This is a genomic window from Clostridium sp. Cult2 (assembly GCF_021655075.1).
In the GTDB taxonomy this organism is placed as follows: Bacteria; Bacillota; Clostridia; order Tissierellales; family Tepidimicrobiaceae; genus Schnuerera.
Map to the genome: position 1 here is coordinate 13,263 of NZ_PPXX01000112.1, position 20,861 is coordinate 34,123.

Sequence of the window (20,861 nt, forward strand, 5' to 3'; positions counted from 1 at the left end):
AATATTATGAATGGGAGAATACCCATGGACAGTAGATAATAGTGTATCATATTAGAATAATTAGCATTTAATTGAACTTTTAGCCTTAAAAAAGGCTAAAAGTTTTTTATTTTAAGAATAAATGATTTTGTACTTAATCAAAGATTTTGGTATAATAATATTAGTGAGTAATAATATTAGTGAATAATAATATAAATTTTATCAAAAATAGTGGGAGTGGTTTTAATGAAATTGGGTTACAATCTAGCTCTAGAACAAGTCCAAAAATTAGTTATGACGCCAGAATTAAGACAAGCCATACAATTACTCCAATTTAATAGTCAAGAACTAAACGAATATCTAAAAGAACAAATTGAAGAAAACCCTTTGTTAGATTCAATAAGTACAGCGGTTGAATATGAAAATATTGATGACATTAGCAATGATAAGGAGGAAATTGATTGGAAAGAATATATTGAAAAATATGATGATATTAGCTATAGACCACAAAGAGATAAAAATATCAAAGAATATAGTTATGAAAATTTTATTAGTTATTCACCGACTCTAAAAGAAAACCTATTATTCCAATTAAATGTATCTGAATTAAATGAAATGGATAAAAATATTGGAGAGGTTTTAATAGAAAATATTGATGAAAATGGCTATATGATTACAGATATAAATCAAATTGCAATGGATATAAGCGTTGAACCTGAACAAGTTGAAAACGTTTTACTTACTATACAAACTTTTGACCCTTTAGGGGTAGGAGCTAGAAGTTTAAAAGAATGTTTATTAATCCAAGTACAAGTAGATAAACTAAAAGACCCATATATAGAACTGGTAATTAGAAATTATCTTGAAGATGTTGCTCATAATAGACTTCTAAAGATAGCAAAAGAATTAAATATTGAGTTGAAAGAAGTTCAAAGAATATGTGATTATATAAGAACCTTAGAGCCTAAACCGGGAAGATGCTTCAATACAAATTCAAATCAGATAAAATATATTACACCAGATGTTACAATTGAATATATAGATGGTGAATATGTTATAATTTTAAACGATGTAACTGGGCCTAGACTAAATATAAACAACTTTTATAGGGAAATGATTAGAAAAGGAAATGATTCAAAGGCAACAGAATTTTTGTCTGAAAAATTGAACTCAGCTATGTGGATTATTAGAAGTATTGAACAGAGACGTGCTACTATTTATAACGTTGTAGAATCTATACTAAAGTTTCAGAGGGAATTTTTTGAAAAAGGAGAAAAAGGTTTAAAACCATTAACTTTAAAGGAGGTAGCTGACGACATAGATATGCATGAATCCACTGTTAGTAGGGCTACCAATGGGAAATATGTTCAAACTCCAAGAGGATTGTTTGAACTTAAATATTTTTTCTCCAGTGGTCTTTCAACCAATAAAGGAGATGTATCTTCCACTAGTATCAAAGCTATTATTAAAGATATAATTGAAGAAGAAAATCCTAAAAAACCTTATAGTGATCAAAAAATATCTGATATTTTAAAGGATAAAGGTGTATGCATCTCAAGAAGAACCGTTGCAAAATATAGAGATGAACTAGAAATTCCATCATCTTCAATAAGAAAAAGATATTAAACTTATTAAACATGAGACCCTTAGCTTTTCGCTCAGGGTGACAGTTTGTCTATTTAATGGTATAATACTCTTTTAAATACTGTTAAATAAGAAGAAGCTTGTCATTCTGAACGGAGCTATTATTTAGGGGTTTTTTTTATTACTTCTTGAAAAGTAAAGATATTTATACTATAATAATGATGTATAGGGAAATACTCTATATTTTTTTGAAGAGGGTGGGACAAAATATACACACGAGGGACAAAATCAGTCCCCATTGATTATTATCAGCTATTTTTCATATACTAATGAATGATTAGGTTACAAGAGGTGTTAACATGGATTTAATAAAAATACAAAAAAAAATAGTCCCAGAAATAATTGATGTTTTGGAAATGAGATACAATATTTTAAGGAATATTTATTATAATGAACCCATTGGTAGAAGAGGACTTTCACAAAAATTAAATATTGGGGAAAGGCCTATTAGAACAGAAGTAAATATTCTTAAAGAACAAGGGTTATTGAATATTGAAAGTATGGGTATGTATGTAACTGAAGAAGGAAAGAGGATAATTGACAGCTTAAAGGATTTAATGAGGGAGTTAAAAGGTATTTCTAATTTAGAAACAAGATTAAAAGATGTATTGAAGGTAGAAAACATAATTATTGTTCCAGGCAATTGTAATGACAATAGTTTAGTATTAAAGGATATGGGCAAGACTACCTCTACATATTTGAAAAAAATAATTGAAAAAGATGCCATAATAGGGATTACTGGAGGTACAACTATGGCACAGATTGCAGAAGAAATGCCTTCAGGTAAGGTAGCAGACAATGTATTAGTAACTCCTGCAAGAGGAGGTCTAGGAAAAGATGTAGAAACTCAATCTAATAGTATTGCTGCAAAATTAGCAAAAAAATTAGAAGCTAGCTATAGGCTCCTCCATATACCTGATAATATAGACAAAACAACTTTAAAAGCAGTATTAAAGATACCAGAAGTAAAAGAGATTATAGAATTAATAGATAATATGAATATTCTAATTTTTGGAATAGGAAGAGCTGATGTTATGGCTAGAAGAAGACAATTGCCTATAGAACAAATTGAAAAATTATCTAAAGAGGGAGCTGTAGGTGAAGCCTTTGGTCATTACTTTGACATTAATGGCAATGACATATGGGAATCGATAACTGTAGGATTAACCTTAAATGGATATAAAAAAATTGATAAGGTAATAGGTGTTGCTGGCGGAGAAGATAAAGCAGAAGCCATTATTTCCGTTGCTTCTTTAAGGGAGAATATGACTATAATAACTGATGAGGGAGCAGCAAAAAAGATAATTCAAATAGCTAATAAAGCTACAAAGTAGCTTAAAATAAAAATTTAATTTTAAGGAGGAATACTTTATGACAATGAAAGTTGGACTAAGTGGATTTGGAAGAATTGGGAGAGATGTATTAAGAATTTATGCAGAAGAAAATGTAAATGATTTTGAAATAGTAGCATTAAATGCTTCAGGGGATTTAAACACACTAGCTCATCTATTTAAATACGATTCTCTTTATGGTAAGTTTAATGGAACCATAGAAGTAGTAGAAGATGGGTTTGTAATCAATGGCAAAAAGATAAAAGTAGTAGCTCATAGAGATCCAGCTGAAATTCCATGGAAAGAATTAGGAGTAGATTTGGTAGTGGACTCTACTGGAGCTTTTAGAGATAGGGAAGGATTACAAAAACATATAGACTCTGGTGCTAAGAAGGTAATTATTACTGCTCCAGCTAAAAATGAAGATATTACTATAGTAGTGGGAGTTAATGAGAAGGATTATGACCCAGAAAAACATAATATTATTTCAAATGCGTCCTGTACAACTAACTGTCTTGCACCAGCTGCAAAAGTTATCTTAGATAATTTTGGAATAAATAAAGGCTTAATGACAACAATTCATGCTTATACAAATGACCAACAAATATTGGATAAAAGACATAAAGATTTAAGAAGGGCAAGAGCAGCAGCAGAATCCATGATACCAACAACAACTGGAGCAGCCAAAGCTGTAGCCTTAGTATTACCAGAATTAAAAGGCAAATTAAATGGATTTGCCATAAGAGTACCTGTACCTACAGTCTCAATAGTAGATGTAACCTTTGAAGTAGAAAAAGCTACAACTGCAGAAGAAGTAAATGCTGCATTTAAGAAAGCATCTGAAGGTGAATTGAAAGGAATACTTGGGTATTCAGAAGAACCTTTAGTTTCAAGAGACTATCAAGGAGACTCACATTCATCAACAATTGATGCGCTTTCAACTATGGTAATAGATAATATGGTTAAAGTAGTTGCATGGTATGATAATGAATGGGGATATTCTGCAAGAGTTGTGGACCTAGTAAAATTAGTTGCAAATAAGTAATAATAGAAAAGACTCTTCGCTAACGTTCAGAGTGACTCTGTTTTGTCATTCTGAGCCCAGCGAAGAATCTTATGTTTTTATCTTAGAATACAATTAAACTTTTCCAAGAGGTGATATTATGTTAGAAAAAAAGACATTAGAGGATTTACAAGTTCAAGGAAAAAGAGTATTAGTTAGATGTGATTTTAATGTTCCTATGGATGATAATAAAAATATAACAGACGATAGAAGAATAACTAGTTCTTTACCAACAATTAAATTCTTAATAGAAAATAACGCTAAAGTTATTTTAATGTCCCACTTGGGCAGACCAAAAGGAGAACCTAATCCTAAGTATAGTTTAGCACCAGTAGCCCAAAGATTATCAGTGCTATTGAACAAAGAAGTAGTATTTGCAAGGGATGATAGGGTAGTAAGCAATGACGTTAAGAAAATAGTGTCAAAGATGAAAAATGGCGACGTAGTTCTATTAGAGAATACAAGATTTAGAAAAGAAGAAGAAAAGAATGAAGAAAACTTTGCTAAAGAATTAGCTTCTCTTGGAGACTTATATGTAAATGATGCTTTTGGTACTTCTCATAGAGCTCATACTTCAAATGTAGGTCTTTCAAACCAATTACCTTCAGCAGTAGGATATTTAGTTGAAAAAGAAATTTCTGTAATGGGTAAAGCATTGGAAAATCCAGAAAGGCCTTTTATAGCTATATTAGGTGGAGCTAAAGTTTCAGATAAAATTGGTGTAATTGAAAATTTACTCAATAAGGTTGATTCCATATTAATTGGTGGAGGTATGGCATATACCTTTTTAAAGGCTCAAGGTTATGAAATTGGAAATTCTATACTAGAAGAGGATAAAATAGATTTGGCCAATGTTTTACTTAAGAAAGCAGAAGAAAAAAATGTGAAGTTGTTATTACCAGTAGATGTTGTGGCAGCAAAGGAATTTAAAAATGATACTGAATTCAAGGCTCTTAAAATAGATAGTATTCCCAAAGATATGATGGGAATGGATATTGGAGAGGAAACAATAAAACGATTTGCAAAAGAAATTAAAGATGCAAAGACTGTAGTTTGGAATGGTCCTATGGGAGTATTTGAAATGGAGAACTTTAAAATTGGTACTGAAGCCATAGCAAAGGCAATGGCAGAATCTGAAGCTATAACCATAGTAGGTGGTGGAGACAGTGCTTCTGCCGTTGAGAAAGCAGGGTATGGTGATAAGATGACCCATATTTCAACAGGTGGTGGAGCCTCATTGGAGTTTTTAGAGGGTAAAACATTGCCAGGAATTGGGGCCATTGACGACAAATAAGGAGGTAATATAATGCGAGTACCAATAATCGCAGGGAACTGGAAGATGAATAATACTATTTCAGAATCCCTTGCATTAATTGAGAATATTAAAAAACATAGATTAAATAATAAAGTGGAAGCGGTAGTGGCGGTTCCTTTCACTAGTTTAAATGAAATGAAAAAAGCTTTAGATGGAACTGATATTAAATTAGCTGCACAAAATATGCATTGGGAAGATAAGGGAGCATTTACTGGTGAAGTATCCCCATTAATGTTAAATGAGATTGGTGTAGAGTATTGTATCATTGGTCACTCAGAGAGAAGACAATATTTCAATGAATTGGACGAAACCGTTAACAAGAAAATTAAATCAGCTTTGAAATATAAAATAAAACCTATACTCTGCGTAGGAGAAACATTAGAAGAAAGGGAAAGTGGCAAAGAAGAAATTGTTGTAAAAGAGCAAGTATTAAAAGCTTTAGAAGGCATCGACAAAGAATATATTGAAGATATTGTTATTGCCTATGAACCAATTTGGGCTATAGGAACAGGCAAAACAGCCTCCTCCGACGATGCAAATCATATGTGTGGATTTATTAGAAAAACTATTGAAGAAAAATATGATGAAGATACTGGAGAAACCATAAGGATTCAATATGGCGGAAGCGTTAAGCCTAATACTATTAAAGAGTTAATGTCAAAAGAAGAAATAGATGGGGCATTAGTTGGAGGTGCTAGTTTAATAGCAGAGGATTTTGTGAAATTAGTGAACTATTAGATGGAGGAAATAGATATGATTAAAAAGCCAGTAATGTTAATAGTATTAGATGGCTGGGGTATAGGTAAACAATATGAAGGTAATGCTATATATTTAGCAAATACGCCAAATTTTGATAGATTATTAGAAAAATATCCTAATTCAAGACTAGAAGCTAGCGGTTTAGCTGTTGGATTACCTGAGGGACAAATGGGAAATTCAGAAGTAGGACATTTAAACATTGGGTCCGGAAGGATAATCTATCAGGAACTTACTAAAATAACTAAGTCCATCAAAGATGGGGATTATTTCAAGAAAAAGGAGTTTTTAGAAGCCATAGATAATGCAAAGAGAAACCATTCAAAACTCCATATTATGGGATTAGTATCTGATGGAGGAGTCCATAGCCATAATACCCATTTATATGCTCTATTAGAATTATGCGCAAAAGAAGGTTTTAAGAATGTATATATTCATGCTTTCCTAGATGGTAGAGACGTACCTCCTACTATTGGGAAACAACATTTAATAGAACTTCAAAACAATATAGAGAAAATAGGTGTTGGAGAAATTGCTACTGTATCTGGAAGATATTATGCTATGGATAGAGATAAAAGGTGGGAGAGAACACAATTAGCCTATGATGCTATGGTTTTAGGTAAAGGAAGAGAGAATGAATCCCCTACCGATGGAGTACAGAAATCTTATGATGAGGAAATATATGATGAGTTTGTAATTCCAATGGTAATCACTGAAAAAGGAAAACCTGTAGCTACTATAGATAATGGAGACTCGATAATCTTTTTTAACTTTAGACCAGATAGAGCAAGACAGATAACAAGAGCTATTGTAGATGAAGATTTTGACGGATTTAAAAGAGATAAAAAAGTAGAAACTTTCTATGTTACTATGACCCAATACGATAAAACTATAGAAAATGTGCATATTGCCTTTAAGACTGAAAAACCAGACAATACTTTAGGTGAGTATGTAAGTAGTTTAGGACTTAGTCAGTTACGAATTGCAGAAACAGAGAAATATGCCCATGTAACCTTTTTCTTCAACGGTGGTCGAGAAGAACCTTATGAAAATGAAGATAGGGTTTTAATTCCATCACCCAAAGTAGCAACCTATGATTTAAAGCCAGAAATGAGTGCCATAGAAGTAAAAGAGGAAGTGTTAAATAGATTAAATATGGATAAATATGATTTAATTATTTTAAATTTTGCCAATCCTGATATGGTAGGACATACTGGAGTAGTAGAGGCTGCTATTAAAGCGGTAGAGACTGTGGATAGCTGCTTAGGTGAGATAATAGATTTATTATTAAAAAAAGGTGGTAAAGCATTAATTACAGCAGATCACGGAAATGCAGAAAAAATAATTAATGAAAAGGACAATAGTCCAATTACTGCCCATACAACAAATATGGTTCCACTAATATTAGTAGGTGAAGAAGATGTTAAATTGAGGGAAGGTATACTTGCAGACTTAGCACCTACCCTATTAGATATGATGGGATTAGAAAAACCTAAAGAAATGACAGGTCAAAGTCTTATAAGACTTTAATAATTGTAAATTTAAAATTTTCGCTAAGCGAATAAGGAGGATGAAAAAATGAGTTTAATTACAGATGTATATGCAAGAGAAGTACTAGATTCTAGGGGAAATCCAACAGTAGAAGTAGAAGTATGGACTGAAGAAGATGCTTACGGTAGAGCTTTAGTTCCATCAGGAGCAAGTACAGGAGCTTATGAAGCAGTAGAATTAAGAGATGGTGATAAAGAAAGATATTTAGGCAAAGGTGTTATGAAAGCTGTAGATAATGTCAATAATATAATAGCAGATGAAATTATTGGAATGGATGTATATGATCAAATAGGTATAGATAATTTGCTAATAGAATTAGATGGAACAGAAAACAAAGGAAAATTAGGAGCCAATGCTATATTAGGTGTTTCCTTAGCTGTAGCAAGAGCAGCTGCAGATGAATTAGGAATGCCTCTTTACCAATATATTGGTGGAGTAAATGCCAAAGTTATTCCTGTACCAATGATGAATATATTAAATGGTGGAGAACACGCTGATAACAATGTAGATATTCAAGAATTTATGATTATGCCTGTGGGAGCACCAAACTTTAGAGAAGCTCTTAGAATGGGGGCAGAAATATTCCACAATTTAAGAACTGTACTAAAGGCAAAAGGATTAAATACTGCCGTTGGTGATGAAGGAGGATTTGCACCAAATTTATCTAGCAATGAAGAGGCTTTAAAAACGATTGTTGAAGCTATTGAAAAGGCAGGATATAAACCAGGAGAAGATGTGTATTTAGCCTTAGATGTAGCTGCAACTGAAATGTATGATGAAGAAAGAAAAGTATATAACCTTGAAGGAGAAGGCAGAGAACTAAATGTAAATCAGATGATAGATTATTATGCAGATTTAGTAGATAAGTATCCAATAATATCCATAGAAGATGGATTAGCAGAAGACGATTGGGAAGGTTGGAAACAGCTTACCGATAAATTAGGAGATAAGATTCAATTGGTGGGAGACGATTTATTCGTAACCAATACTAAACGTCTAGAAAAAGGAATAGATATGGGAGTATCCAATTCCGTATTAGTTAAACTAAATCAAATAGGAACTTTAACTGAAACATTAAATACAATAGAAATGGCAAAAGTACACGGTTATACTGCAGTAGTATCCCATAGATCAGGCGAAACAGAAGATACTACCATAGCTGATTTAGTAGTAGCAACTAATGCAGGACAAATTAAAACTGGTGCACCTTCAAGGACTGATAGGGTAGCCAAATATAACCAATTACTAAGAATTGAAGATTTCCTTGGAATGAATAGTCAATACAAAGGAAAGAAAGCATTCTATAATATCAAGGAATAGTAAGGCTAGCCTTACTATTCCTTTTTAGTATGTCAAATTATTAACGGTATTGATTTTATCGGGTCTCTGTGTTAAAATATTCTTGTTTACTAGGTATAATAATATAGATTTTTCTAAATTCAATTTGGGAGGTGCAAATATGACAATCTTTTTTTCGATAATATTTCTCATATCAAGTATATCTTTGATTATTTCAGTAATATTACAAGAAAGCAAATCTGAAGGATTAGGAGCCATTGGTGGCGGAGGTTCTCAAGGTCTTTGGGGTAAATCAAAAATTAGATCTTTTGAAGCTATACTCAGTAGAATAACCACAATTTCAGCGATTGTGTTTATGATATCTGCATTAATTCTTGCAGCAATTTAATAAAAATTAGGAGGTATGTTTAAATGGATTTTGCAATAATAGCTGCACCAATAGTTGGTATAGTAGCTTTACTATTTGCATTATATAAAGCTAATTCTATTGAAAAAGTGAGTCCTGGAAATGATAGGATGAAAGAAATAGCTTCCTATATAGAAGAAGGGGCTATGGCTTTTTTAAAGAGAGAATATAATGCTTTATCAATATTTGTAATTGCCTTGTTTATTATATTAGGGTTGGCTATTAATTGGGCAACTGCTATATCTTTCCTATTAGGGGCAATATTTTCAGTCCTTGCAGGATATTTTGGCATGAAAGTAGCTACTAAGGCAAATGTAAGGACAGCTAACTCAGCTATGGAAGAAGGCATGACCAAAGCTTTAAATATAGCTTTTTCTGGTGGTGCAGTAATGGGAATGAGTGTTGTTGGATTAGGAATATTAGGAGTAGGTGTGTTATACATACTATTTCAAAAGCCAGCAATAATAACAGGATTTGGTTTAGGAGCTTCATCAATAGCTTTATTTGCTCGTGTTGGTGGAGGTATTTATACTAAAGCAGCTGACGTAGGGGCTGACTTAGTAGGTAAAGTAGAAGCAGGTATACCAGAAGACGACCCAAGAAACCCTGCAGTAATAGCAGATAACGTTGGAGATAACGTTGGAGACGTAGCTGGGATGGGAGCAGACTTATTTGAATCCTATGTAGGTGCTATAATATCTGCAATTACATTGGGATTGGTAGCTTATGGTGACGATGGAGTTAAATTTGCGTTAGCATTATCAGCAGTAGGAATAATAGCTTCTATAATAGGTGTTTATTTTGTAAGGGGAGATAAAGATCCTCAAAAATCATTAAATAATGGAACTTTAGTTAGTTCAATAATAACTGTAATTGTTGCATTTGTTTTGAGTAGAAGAATTTTAGATTCATATCAACCTTTTGTAGCTATCTTAGCAGGTTTAGCAGTAGGTTTGATAATTGCAAGAATAACAGAATATTATACATCAGCTGATTATAGTCCTGTAAAGAGAATAGCCTCTGAATCAGAGACAGGAGCTAGCACTAATATTATTGGTGGTTTGTCTGTAGGTATGATGTCCACAGGTGGACCAATAATTATAATAGCTATTGGTATTTTAATTGCTTTCTATGTATCAGGAGGATTAACTGATACAGCTACAGGATTATATGGTATTGCATTAGCTGCAGTAGGAATGCTTTCTACAGCAGGAATGACTATAGCTGTAGATGCCTATGGTCCAATAGCAGACAATGCTGGTGGAATTGCAGAGATGTGTGATTTACCTGAAGAAGTAAGAGATATTACAGATAAATTGGATTCAGTTGGTAATACTACAGCTGCAGTTGGTAAAGGATTTGCTATAGGCTCAGCAGCACTAACTGCTTTAGCATTATTTGCATCCTATACTCAAGCAGTAGAATTAAGTGGAATCAACTTAACAGAACCAGCAGTAATTGCAGGAATGTTCATTGGTGGTATGTTACCTTTCCTATTCTCAGCTATGACAATGGAGGCAGTTGGCAAAGCTGCATTTAGTATGATAGAGGAAGTAAGAAGACAATTTAAAGAAATTCCAGGAATAATGGAAGGGAAAGCAACCCCTGAGTACAGCACCTGTGTTGATATAAGTACAAAGGCAGCCTTAAGGGAAATGGTAATCCCTGGGATTATGGCAGTGGTAGTTCCAGTACTTGTAGGATTATTATTAGGTGCAGAAGCTTTAGGAGGATTGTTAGCAGGTGCATTAGTTACTGGAGTATTGATGGCAATATTTATGGCTAATGCAGGAGGAGCTTGGGATAATGCAAAAAAATATGTTGAAGAAGGAAACCATGGAGGAAAAGGAAGTGAAGCTCACAAGGCAGCAGTGGTTGGAGATACAGTAGGAGACCCATTCAAAGACACTTCAGGTCCTTCGTTAAACATATTGATAAAACTTATGACCATAGTATCCTTGGTATTTGCAGAGCTTTTCTTAAACTACGGTGGAATATTATTCAACCTATTTAAATAAATTAACTGGGACGGTTCTTATTGTTAGTAAACGATAAGAACCGTCAAATTGTTTGAAGTAAATTATATATTAAGGTAAGGTTTTAACTTATGTTTTTATTTGATTAATATGATATAATTTCTTATTAGCAGGAAGTTTTTAATATTATCTGTTATATTCATAGTAGGATAGTTAATAATATTTATAGTAGAGGCAGACCTATATGTCTGCCTGTTATCAGAAAAACTGATAAAGGTAGGTTAAACATGAAGGTTAATATTGAAGATACAGAAATAAACTACATATGTGAAGGAGAAGGAAAAGATCTACTGGTACTCCATGGATGGGGAGCCAATATAAATACGGTTTTATCTATAGTAAACTTATTAAAACCCTATTTCAAAGTCTATGCCGTAGATTTACCTGGGTTTGGAGCAAGTGAAGCACCAAGAGAAGTATTTGGTTCAGAGGATTATGCAAGAATCGTGAAAAAATTTCTTGATACTATGCAAATTAAAAAGGTAATATTAATTGGACATTCTTTTGGAGGCAAATTATCTATATTAATAGGAACAAACTATCCTGAAATAGTAGATAAAATAGTATTAGTTGATAGTGCTGGATTAATACCAAAAAGAGGTTTAAATTATTATTTGAAAGTTTATACTTTTAAAACATTAAAATTTCTATATAAAACTTTCTCTTTTTGGATAGATGATGATAAGAGAATGGAAAAGTTTTATAAAAAATTCGGTTCTACAGATTATAAAGAAGCAGAAGGCATTATGAGGAATATTCTTGTGAAAGTTGTTAACGAAGATTTAAAGCCAATACTTAAAAACATACAATCTCCTACATTATTAATATGGGGGGATAAGGATACAGCGACACCATTATATATGGGGGAAATAATGGAAAAAGAAATACCAGAAAGTGGATTGGTTGTACTAGAAGGTACTGGACATTATTCGTATTTAGAGGATTTTAATAGATTTGCAATAATATTAAAAGCTTTTTTGTTAGATTAAAGTTTTATACCTTAGAGAAATAATAAATGTAATAGGGATTATGGGGTGAGTAAGTTTGAATAGTAAAGTTATTTTATTTTTAATGTTAATATGGCTGTACTTAATTGTAGAGAGATCAAAATTCTTTTTACATATGATGCAATTGCAAGAATATAATGAAGAAGAATATAGAAAATGGTTACAAAAAAGTAGTAAAGCATATACTAAAAGATTGAATAAGAATTCTATATATATTCTAATAATGACTATATTATTTATAGTAGGAACTATATTATTTAATAAACATGAATGGATGAGATTATTTATTTGGGTTCTGTATAATATACTTTGGATATTTTGTATGGTGTTAACATTAAATCCCAAAGATGAAAAGGCAAAAAAACCTTTGGTATTTACAAATAGAGCTAAACGCCTTTATGCTACTAATTTAATATTGAATATTGTAATTATATCAGTGGTTTATATAGTTTATATAAAAATAACAAAGGATAGATTATTTTATTTTCCAATAATGTTGTTTACAAGCACCTTATTTTACTATTTTCAATCTGAAACTATCTATCTATCCAATATAATAATTAAACCCGTAGAAAACAACATAAATATGTATTATTTCCAACAAGCCCAAGAAAAAATAAAGTCTATGGAAAACCTCCATGTTATAGGGATTACAGGAAGTTTTGGAAAAACCAGCACAAAATTTATAACTGGGACTATATTAAAGGAAAAGTATAAAGTATTAAATACACCAGAAAGCTATAATACTCCTATGGGTTTAAGTAAGGTAATAAATAACCAATTAAACGAGAAACACCAAGTATTTATTGCAGAAATGGGTGCTAGATATATAGGAGATATTAGGGAGTTAGCAGAGTTGACTAAGCCTAAAATTGGAGTTATTACATCCATTGGACCTACACATTTAGAAACCTTCAAAAATTTAGATAATATTATGAAGACAAAATATGAATTAATTGAAGAATTACCAACAGATGGAGTAGCTATATTTAATTATGATGATGAGAATATTAAGAAACTAGCGGATAAAACTTTTAAAGAAAAAATTCTCTATGGAATAGACGAGGCTGAAGAATTAGATATATATGCTAAAGACGTAGAAGTTTCGGAGATGGGCTCTACTTTCACCATTGTGGATAAAAAAGGTAATAGCATAAGATGTACTACTAAACTATTGGGTAAACATAACATATATAATATTTTAGCAGGAGTTTGTGTGGCTATAGCCATGGGCCTAAATTTTCAAGAGATAAAGAAGGGAATTGAAAAAATCCAACCTATTCCTCACCGATTGAATATAATAAATCCGGGAACAGGAGTTATAATAATTGATGATGCTTTCAACTCTAACCCTATTGGAGCAAAAGCAGCTTTAGACGTAATATCACAGTTCAAGGAGGGACGAAAGATAATAGTAACTCCAGGCATGATAGAACTAGGTGCAATGGAAGTAGAAGCTAATAGAGAGTTAGGAGTTAATATTGGTAAGGTATGTGATTTTGTTATCCTAATAGGAGAAAATAGAACTATTCCAATTTATGAAGGTTTGATGAAAACAGGATACAATAAAGATAATATATTTGTTGTAAAGGATTTAGAGCAAGCTACAAATATAATACAGAGAATTGCAAGACCAAAGGATGTCATATTATTCGAAAATGATTTACCTGATACTTATAATGAATAGCTAGGAGGGAATTTTAAGTGAAAAAGAAAGTAGCTATTATTTTTGGCGGACGTAGTGTTGAACATGAGGTTTCTGTAATTACAGGATTACAGGTAATAGAAAATATAGATAAGGAAAAATATGATACAATTCCTATTTATATCGATAAACAAGGCAAATGGTTTACGGGAAATAGTTTAAAAGAGTTTAAAAATTACAAAGATAATAATTTTAAAGGTTTACAGGAGGTAGTACTATCTCTAAATTCTAATGACCATAATCTATATCTTCACCCTAATAGCATTGGATTGTTTAAAAACAAAGTAATAGATAAAATAGATATTGTATTTCCAACTATCCATGGTACAAATGGGGAGGATGGAACTATACAAGGGCTGTTTGAACTAATGAATATACCCTATGTAGGCGGTGGAGTTTTGGCATCTTCAGTAGGAATGGATAAAATACTTATGAAAGAAGTATTTAAAGCTAAGGGTTTACCTATTGTTGATTACAATTGGTTCTATAGAAATAAATGGATTGAAAATCAGGAAAAAATAATTGATGATATTGAAGAAAAGTTAGATTATCCACTATTTATTAAGCCTGCAAATTTAGGCTCTAGTATAGGTATTTCAAAAGCTAAAGATAGGAAGAGCCTAATAAATGCTATTGAAATAGCTATAAGATATGATAGGAAGATAATTGTTGAAAAGGCTGTTGAAAATCCAAGAGAAATCAATTGTGCTGTAATGGGATATAATGATAATGTGATAGCCTCTTTATGTGAAGAACCTTTAGGATGGGAAGAAATACTAACATTTGAGGATAAATATATTAAAAGTAATACTAAAGGGGCAGGTAAAGAAAGTAGTAGAAGGATAATCCCTGCAGATATTGAAGATGATATAAGAGAAAGAATAGAAGAACTTGCTAAAGAATCCTTTATAGCAATTGATTGCAGTGGAAATTCTAGAATAGACTTTTTATTAGATGAGAATAATAATATATTCATAAATGAAATCAACACATTACCGGGGTCCATAGCTTTTTATCTATGGGAAAAGAAAGGTTATCCATTCAATAAGTTGATAGATGAAATGATAAATATAGCTATAGAAATCCATAAAGATAAAAATGAAAACATGTACATTTATGAGGCGGATTTATTTAATAAGGTTCATTTAGGAGGTACTAAAACTACTAGTATGAAAGGGATTTAAAATTAAGAGCACTAAAGATTGGAGGGTACACATGGGGATAAAACGTAATATAATCAACTTTATGGAAGAAAAATTGTATAAACCAATGCTTAAAGAGGAATTAGCTATTAAATTTGGATTAGAAGGAAAAGAGATAAAGGCTTTCTACAAAGTTTTAGAGGAGATGGAAAAAGAAGGGGTAATAATAAAGACAAGAAATGATAGGTATGGCCTTATCCAAAGGATGAATTTAGTAGTTGGAAAGCTAGAGGGTAATGAAAAGGGATTTGGGTTCTTAGTTCCAGAGGATAAACAGAAAGAGGATATATTTATTCCTGCTGAAGAAATAAATGGAGCTCTTCATGGGGATAAAGTGGTGGTAAGAATAATTAGTAAAGGCTTAGTGGACAGGAAAGATGAAGGGGAAGTCATTAGGATATTAGAAAGAGCAAATGAGACCATAGTTGGAACCTATGAAAGCAGTAAAAATTTTGGTTTTGTAATACCAGATGATTCAAGGATTGCCTATGATGTATTCATACCAAAGGACCATGGAAATGGAGCTAAAACCAACCAAAAGGTAGTAGTAGAAATAACTAGATGGCCAGAAAAGAGAAGGAATCCAGAAGGAAAAATAATTGATATATTAGGATATGTGGGAGAAAAAGGCGTAGATATACTTTCAATAATGAAACAATATAAACCACCAGAAGAATTCCCAGAAAAAGTACAAGAACAAGCTAAAAGAATAGAGCAAGAGATAAGGGAAGAAGAAATTAAAAATAGAGTTGATTTAAGAGATTTAAATACATTTACCATAGATGGAGCAGATGCAAAGGATTTAGATGATGCAGTTTCCATTGAAAAGATAGGTGAAAACTATCGACTAGGAGTTCATATAGCTGATGTGTCCCATTATGTGACAGAAAACTCTCCTTTGGATAAAGAAGCTTACAAAAGAGGTAATAGCGTATATCTAGTTGATAGAGTAATTCCTATGCTTCCTAAAGAATTATCCAATGGTATCTGCAGCTTAAATCCTAATGTAGATAGATTGACTCTATCCGTATTTATGGAGATAGATAATAATGGTAATGTAATAGACCATGAAATAGTAGAAGGTGTAATTAAGAGTAAGGCTAGACTTATTTATGATAATGTCTCTGATTTATTAGAGAATGATTACTACGAAGCCTTTGATAATATGGATAAAATTGTAGAGGAGTTAAAGCTAATGGAAGAGTTATGCCATATATTATATGAGAAAAGAGAAAGAAGAGGAAGTATAGATTTTGATTTTCCAGAATCTAGAATAATATTAGATGAGGATGGTATTCCTACAGATATTGTTAAGGAAGATAGAAGAATAGCAAATAGTATGATAGAAGAGTTTATGTTAGTGTGTAATGAAACCATAGCTGAGTACATGTATTGGGCAGAAATGCCATTTCTATATAGAATTCATGAAGAACCAGATATGGAAAAAATCAATAGCTTTAATAAATTTATTCACAATCTTGGTTATATGATAAAAGGCACTCAAGAAGTTCATCCAAAGGATTTACAATTGTTAACTAAGGAAGTAAAAGGGAAAAAAGAAGAAATATTAATAAACACCTTATTATTAAGATCTCTCAAAAAGGCTCGATATAGTAGCGAACCAGATGTCCATTTTGGATTAGCTGCCAAATATTATTCCCATTATACTGCTCCTATTAGAAGATATCCAGACTTACAAATTCACAGGATATTAAAATCTTTTTATAAGGGGAAACTGAACTCTAAAGAACAAGCTAAATTAGAGGCAATACTACCAAGAGTAGCAGAACATACATCTATAACTGAGAGAACAGCTGAAGAAGCTGAAAGAGCAGTAGAAGATTTAAAGGTAGCTGAGTATATGTCTAAGAGGATTGGTAATATATATGAAGGAATGATTTCATCCTTAACCCACTTTGGTATGTATGTCCAGTTGGAAAATACAGTAGAAGGACTGGTTCATTTTAGCAATATGTTAGATGATTATTATGAATACGATGAAGAAAATTATTATATTATTGGTGAATTTACTAAGAAGAAATACAAATTAGGAGATACTGTAAAGATAAAAGTGATAAAGGCAGATTTGGTAAAGAGAACAGTAGACTTTATGTTAGTACCTTAAATAATTGACAGCCTTGTTAAAGCCTGATAAACTATAGTCTAGATTAAATGAGTGTGGTGATTTACATGAAAAAAGAAAATGTAAAAGTCGTTGCAACTAATAGGAAAGCAAGACATGAATACTTTATTGAAGATACAATAGAAACAGGAATAGCCTTAAAAGGAACAGAAGTGAAATCCATAAGACAGGGAAAGATAAATGTAAAGGAAAGTTATGCTGTTGTAGAAAATGGAGAAGTATTCATATATAATATGCATATTAGCCCCTATGAGCAAGGGAATATCTACAATGTAGACCCAATAAGAAAGAGAAAACTTCTATTACACAAAAGAGAAATTAGAAGATTATCATCAGCAATTATGCAAAAAGGATATACTTTGGTGCCATTGACCGTATATATTAGAGATGGACTAGTAAAAGTAGAACTGGCAATAGCAAAGGGTAAAAAATTATATGATAAAAGAGAAGATATAGCAAAAAGAGATGCAGAAAGAAGAATGCAACAGCATGCCTCAGAAAAGTATAGGTAATCATCCTGAGTGTAGCGAAGGGTCTTGCTTTTACTATCAAGGGATTTGTGATAAAAAAATCAGATTGATTGACATAATATCAATATTTTGCTATAATTATTAATGCACCAAAAAAGGTATCACAATTTCATACGGGGGCGAAAAGGTTTCGACGGGGATGTGGAATCGAGAGTAGCGAGTCGTTGACGCCAAGCAACGTTAAAAGTGGCAACTTGAATTAAACGCAAACGATAATTACGCATTTGCTGCTTAATTAAAGCAGCACGTCTTACCCGAGAATCCCACGACTTGGGATAGGGCGCCAACTTAGTGGGGAACCGAGCCTTACAAAGCTTTGAGTGAGGAACGGAAATAATGAAGCTACTAAAGCTAGAATCTTGTCAGTAGGAGTCTAGTGGAGGGAATGTCAAATTACTGACTGCACTCGGAGAAACTCTTGTGGAAATGTTTTCGGACGTGGGTTCGATTCAGAGGAGTCGCCCTATGGAGCAATCTATAGGTGAAAATCTGGCTTAATCGGTGAAGGCTAAAGGATAGACCTATGCTAATACCGAGGGGTATGTGGAGAAATCCAACAGCCCTGTATCGACTCATAGACTGCTAAGTTCAATAGGAATATGCAGTACTAGGATGGAAGGTGAAAACAATAATATACTTCCATAATACGCCAGAGGGGTCAAAGACCTAAAGACCTCAAGATATAGTCAGTGCCTTTAGGAAACTATAGGATATCATGTCCCACCGCCTCCACCATAAAGATGATAAAGCCTTGATTAGAATAAGCTAATCAAGGCCTTTATAATGCCATGAAGTCGGCATAAAATTGTTCCTTTTTTTGCTCTAGTTCCTCGGAATATTTACCATTTCTAGGAGTAACTTTTTTATAATTGTCTAAAATATGTCTTGCCCTAAGCTTTTTCTTTTCAATAACTAGATAAGTTTCGATTTCTTCTAAAAGCTTAAGAGCATCATCGTATATTACTCTATAAGTATAAGAATTTAAATGTTTCTCTTTATTATAATTCTTCTTATTAATAATCCTTCCCATTTTTGTGGTATTCTTTATCCATTCTAATAGTTCCATATCAGTAGAAGATATGGAGACACAAGGTGATGGGTATTCGTTTTTGTGAAATCGTGTAAGCATAATGCTACCTTCGCCATCAACAATGCCCGCAATATAAGCTTTTTCTGTTTCAGTCACAATAGGTCCCCCTTAAAATAAACTTATGTTCCAATTAAGATTGTATAATTTATGTATGTTATAAGCAATTATAATTTATCAAAAATAAAAGCATTTTACAAAATGAAAAATATAAAGGGGATGCACTATTACAAAAGTCTTATACAGTTGATTTTCTAACAAAGAAGAAAAAGATTAATGAAGGAGAAGTTCCACAATATTATGTAGAGAACAGCCATCCAGCTATTATTGAACCAGAAACCTTTGACCTAGTGCAACTTGAGATGAAAAAACGAAAGGAAGCTAAAGGCTATAAGACTGGTGGGAATTGTTTTTCTGGAAAAATAGTATTTGGTGAATGCGGAAGCTTTTATGTAAGTAAAGTTTGGCATTCAAATAGTAAATACAGAAGAACCATATGGCAATGTAACCACAAGTTTAAGAATGAAAAGAAGTGCAAAACTCCACATATCTATGAGGACCAGATTAAAGAAGCATTTATCAAAGCTTTTAATAGCTTAATAGAAAATAAAGAAGAAATTATAATGGGCTATGAAGTTATATTAAAAGAACTTCTAGACACAACAAAGCTTGAAAAGAAGGTAGCTAATATTCAAAATGAGATGGAAGTTGTAGAAGAATTATTTAGAAAGATAGTTGATGAGAATTCTAGAAAGGCTATGGACCAGAAGGAATACTCAAAAAAGTATAATGATTTAGTTGAAAGATACAAAAAGGCCCAAGATGAATTAAATGAAATTGAAGAAAAGCAACAAGAAAATAAGGTTAGAAAAGATAGCATAGATACCTTTATAGATAGACTTAAAAGCCAAGATTCAATATTAACAGATTTTGATGAAACTTTGTGGACATCTACCATAGATAAGGTAGTTATAGAAGATGATATTACATTTTACTTCAGGGATGGAACTAAAATTAAACAGGAACTATCATAAAAAATCAGAACCCACTGGTTTAAAGGTTATAGAGCTTTAGACTAGTGGATTATTTTTATTTCAAATAAGATTTGGTAGAAATTAGTTAATTTATTTGATAGAATAAGGGCAATCAAGGATATGTGATTAAAATAATTGATGTATATATGTGGAATATTGCTGGAGAGTTACTAGCGGATAAAAATAATTTGGATTTTTCCGGAATAGATATAGTTAGATTTGGGAGAAATATTAATCAAATTTTATACAGAGAAACAATTAGTAATAAATCCTTATTATTTCAATACGACAGGGCCATAGAGGTTTTTGAATTGTATTACCAGTACGAAGAAATAGAAGGATATAATAGATTAAAAAAGGAATTAATTCCAAAAGAGGCATTTAGGGAAGCATTGGCTAATGCAATAGTTCATAGAATTTGGGATGTAATTCATATATACAAATTTCTATGTACGATGACAGAATAGAAATAAATTCTCCAGGAGGATTACCAGAGGGTTTTTCAAAAGAAGAATATTTATATGGAAATATTTCTGTGTTAAGGAATCCTATAATAGCTAGTGCTTTTTATCGATTAGATTTAATAGAAAAGTTTGGAACTGGAATAATGAGAATAAATAATGAATATATGGATGGTATTATAAAACCAGGTTTTGATAAATCGAAAACTCTTAGAATTTTGAACAATCTCATAGATAAAAACATGATACAAAAGCTAGGGAAAGGTCCAAGCACAACTTATAGACTAAGATAAAGATAAAACTATTTGGTTT

18 protein-coding genes and 1 other RNA gene are annotated in these 20,861 nt (G+C 32.0%); 18 read left to right on the forward strand and 1 reads right to left on the reverse strand.

The genetic code is table 11. The annotated features are described in order from the left end of the window. The first annotated feature begins 225 nt into the window (after positions 1-225). The 15 genes from rpoN to ssrA all read left to right on the forward strand — a co-directional run bounded on the left by rpoN (position 226) and on the right by ssrA (position 18,419). Positions 226-1,605 (forward strand): RNA polymerase factor sigma-54, encoded by a 1,380-nt coding sequence (gene rpoN, locus C3E90_RS12345; RefSeq protein ID WP_236915976.1) that lies wholly within the window; start codon positions 226-228, stop codon positions 1,603-1,605. Between the two features lie 317 nt (positions 1,606-1,922). Next, positions 1,923-2,957 carry a sugar-binding transcriptional regulator gene (locus C3E90_RS12350; protein WP_236915977.1) on the forward strand — a complete coding sequence of 345 codons (1,035 nt, stop codon included), beginning with the start codon at positions 1,923-1,925 and terminating at the stop codon, positions 2,955-2,957. Between the two features lie 37 nt (positions 2,958-2,994). Beyond that, the gene (gap, locus tag C3E90_RS12355) at positions 2,995-3,999 is read left to right on the forward strand and encodes a type I glyceraldehyde-3-phosphate dehydrogenase (RefSeq protein ID WP_236915978.1); all 1,005 of its coding nucleotides are present in this window, start codon (positions 2,995-2,997) and stop codon (positions 3,997-3,999) included. Between the two features lie 115 nt (positions 4,000-4,114). Next, positions 4,115-5,311: a phosphoglycerate kinase gene (locus C3E90_RS12360; protein ID WP_336513040.1), complete on the forward strand. Its 1,197-nt coding sequence runs from the start codon at positions 4,115-4,117 to the stop codon at positions 5,309-5,311. 12 nt (positions 5,312-5,323) lie between these two features. Continuing rightward, complete coding sequence (gene tpiA / locus C3E90_RS12365) at positions 5,324-6,070, forward strand: triose-phosphate isomerase (RefSeq protein WP_236915980.1); 747 nt, start codon at positions 5,324-5,326, stop codon at positions 6,068-6,070. Positions 6,071-6,085: 15 nt separating this feature from the next. Then, the gene (gpmI, locus tag C3E90_RS12370) at positions 6,086-7,618 is read left to right on the forward strand and encodes a 2,3-bisphosphoglycerate-independent phosphoglycerate mutase (protein ID WP_236915981.1); all 1,533 of its coding nucleotides are present in this window, start codon (positions 6,086-6,088) and stop codon (positions 7,616-7,618) included. A gap of 48 nt (positions 7,619-7,666) precedes the next feature. After that, a complete protein-coding gene (gene eno, locus C3E90_RS12375; protein WP_236915982.1) occupies positions 7,667-8,959 on the forward strand; it encodes a phosphopyruvate hydratase in 1,293 nt (430 codons plus the stop codon). 139 nt (positions 8,960-9,098) lie between these two features. Then, positions 9,099-9,326: a preprotein translocase subunit SecG gene (gene secG, locus C3E90_RS12380; RefSeq protein ID WP_236915983.1), complete on the forward strand. Its 228-nt coding sequence runs from the start codon at positions 9,099-9,101 to the stop codon at positions 9,324-9,326. 23 nt (positions 9,327-9,349) lie between these two features. Next, positions 9,350-11,362, forward strand: coding sequence for a sodium-translocating pyrophosphatase (locus tag C3E90_RS12385; protein WP_236915984.1), 2,013 nt, complete (start codon positions 9,350-9,352; stop codon positions 11,360-11,362). Between the two features lie 245 nt (positions 11,363-11,607). Beyond that, on the forward strand, positions 11,608-12,369 hold the full coding sequence (locus C3E90_RS12390) for an alpha/beta fold hydrolase (protein ID WP_236915985.1): 762 nt from the start codon (positions 11,608-11,610) through the stop codon (positions 12,367-12,369). 55 nt (positions 12,370-12,424) lie between these two features. Beyond that, on the forward strand, positions 12,425-14,074 hold the full coding sequence (locus tag C3E90_RS12395; protein WP_236915986.1) for a UDP-N-acetylmuramoyl-tripeptide--D-alanyl-D-alanine ligase: 1,650 nt from the start codon (positions 12,425-12,427) through the stop codon (positions 14,072-14,074). Between the two features lie 17 nt (positions 14,075-14,091). Then, entirely contained in the window at positions 14,092-15,276 is a 1,185-nt protein-coding gene (locus C3E90_RS12400; protein ID WP_236915987.1) for a D-alanine--D-alanine ligase family protein, read from the forward strand. 31 nt (positions 15,277-15,307) lie between these two features. Further along, positions 15,308-17,419 (forward strand): ribonuclease R, encoded by a 2,112-nt coding sequence (rnr, locus tag C3E90_RS12405; RefSeq protein WP_236915988.1) that lies wholly within the window; start codon positions 15,308-15,310, stop codon positions 17,417-17,419. A 65-nt stretch (positions 17,420-17,484) separates the two neighbouring features. Next, positions 17,485-17,949 carry an SsrA-binding protein SmpB gene (smpB, locus tag C3E90_RS12410; RefSeq protein WP_236915989.1) on the forward strand — a complete coding sequence of 155 codons (465 nt, stop codon included), beginning with the start codon at positions 17,485-17,487 and terminating at the stop codon, positions 17,947-17,949. 141 nt (positions 17,950-18,090) lie between these two features. Next, positions 18,091-18,419: a transfer-messenger RNA gene (ssrA, locus tag C3E90_RS12415) on the forward strand. Between the two features lie 326 nt (positions 18,420-18,745). Here the strand turns inward: ssrA and C3E90_RS12420 are convergent. Then, positions 18,746-19,153, reverse strand: coding sequence for an LAGLIDADG family homing endonuclease (locus tag C3E90_RS12420; RefSeq protein ID WP_236915990.1), 408 nt, complete (start codon positions 19,151-19,153; stop codon positions 18,746-18,748). Between the two features lie 92 nt (positions 19,154-19,245). Between C3E90_RS12420 and C3E90_RS12425 the strand changes: the two genes are divergently transcribed. The 3 genes from C3E90_RS12425 (at position 19,246) to C3E90_RS12435 (ending at position 20,842) form a co-directional block, all read left to right on the forward strand. Next, positions 19,246-20,088 carry a recombinase zinc beta ribbon domain-containing protein gene (locus C3E90_RS12425; RefSeq protein ID WP_236916049.1) on the forward strand — a complete coding sequence of 281 codons (843 nt, stop codon included), beginning with the start codon at positions 19,246-19,248 and terminating at the stop codon, positions 20,086-20,088. A 122-nt stretch (positions 20,089-20,210) separates the two neighbouring features. Further along, positions 20,211-20,555: a hypothetical protein gene (locus C3E90_RS12430; RefSeq protein ID WP_236915991.1), complete on the forward strand. Its 345-nt coding sequence runs from the start codon at positions 20,211-20,213 to the stop codon at positions 20,553-20,555. Then, positions 20,537-20,842 carry an ATP-binding protein gene (locus C3E90_RS12435; RefSeq protein WP_236915992.1) on the forward strand — a complete coding sequence of 102 codons (306 nt, stop codon included), beginning with the start codon at positions 20,537-20,539 and terminating at the stop codon, positions 20,840-20,842. Before C3E90_RS12430 ends, C3E90_RS12435 begins: the two co-directional genes overlap by 19 nt. The last annotated feature ends 19 nt before the right edge of the window (positions 20,843-20,861 follow it).

What these genes read in the sequence shown, in the direction of transcription:
- rpoN (WP_236915976.1), top strand. Translation starts at nt 226, where the DNA reads ATGAAATTGGGTTACAATCTAGCTCTAGAACAAGTCCAAAAATTAGTT.
- C3E90_RS12350 (WP_236915977.1), top strand. Translation starts at nt 1,923, where the DNA reads ATGGATTTAATAAAAATACAAAAAAAAATAGTCCCAGAAATAATTGAT.
- gap (WP_236915978.1), top strand. Translation starts at nt 2,995, where the DNA reads ATGACAATGAAAGTTGGACTAAGTGGATTTGGAAGAATTGGGAGAGAT.
- tpiA (WP_236915980.1), top strand. Translation starts at nt 5,324, where the DNA reads ATGCGAGTACCAATAATCGCAGGGAACTGGAAGATGAATAATACTATT.
- gpmI (WP_236915981.1), top strand. Translation starts at nt 6,086, where the DNA reads ATGATTAAAAAGCCAGTAATGTTAATAGTATTAGATGGCTGGGGTATA.
- eno (WP_236915982.1), top strand. Translation starts at nt 7,667, where the DNA reads ATGAGTTTAATTACAGATGTATATGCAAGAGAAGTACTAGATTCTAGG.
- secG (WP_236915983.1), top strand. Translation starts at nt 9,099, where the DNA reads ATGACAATCTTTTTTTCGATAATATTTCTCATATCAAGTATATCTTTG.
- C3E90_RS12385 (WP_236915984.1), top strand. Translation starts at nt 9,350, where the DNA reads ATGGATTTTGCAATAATAGCTGCACCAATAGTTGGTATAGTAGCTTTA.
- C3E90_RS12390 (WP_236915985.1), top strand. Translation starts at nt 11,608, where the DNA reads ATGAAGGTTAATATTGAAGATACAGAAATAAACTACATATGTGAAGGA.
- rnr (WP_236915988.1), top strand. Translation starts at nt 15,308, where the DNA reads ATGGGGATAAAACGTAATATAATCAACTTTATGGAAGAAAAATTGTAT.
- smpB (WP_236915989.1), top strand. Translation starts at nt 17,485, where the DNA reads ATGAAAAAAGAAAATGTAAAAGTCGTTGCAACTAATAGGAAAGCAAGA.
- C3E90_RS12435 (WP_236915992.1), top strand. Translation starts at nt 20,537, where the DNA reads ATGTACGATGACAGAATAGAAATAAATTCTCCAGGAGGATTACCAGAG.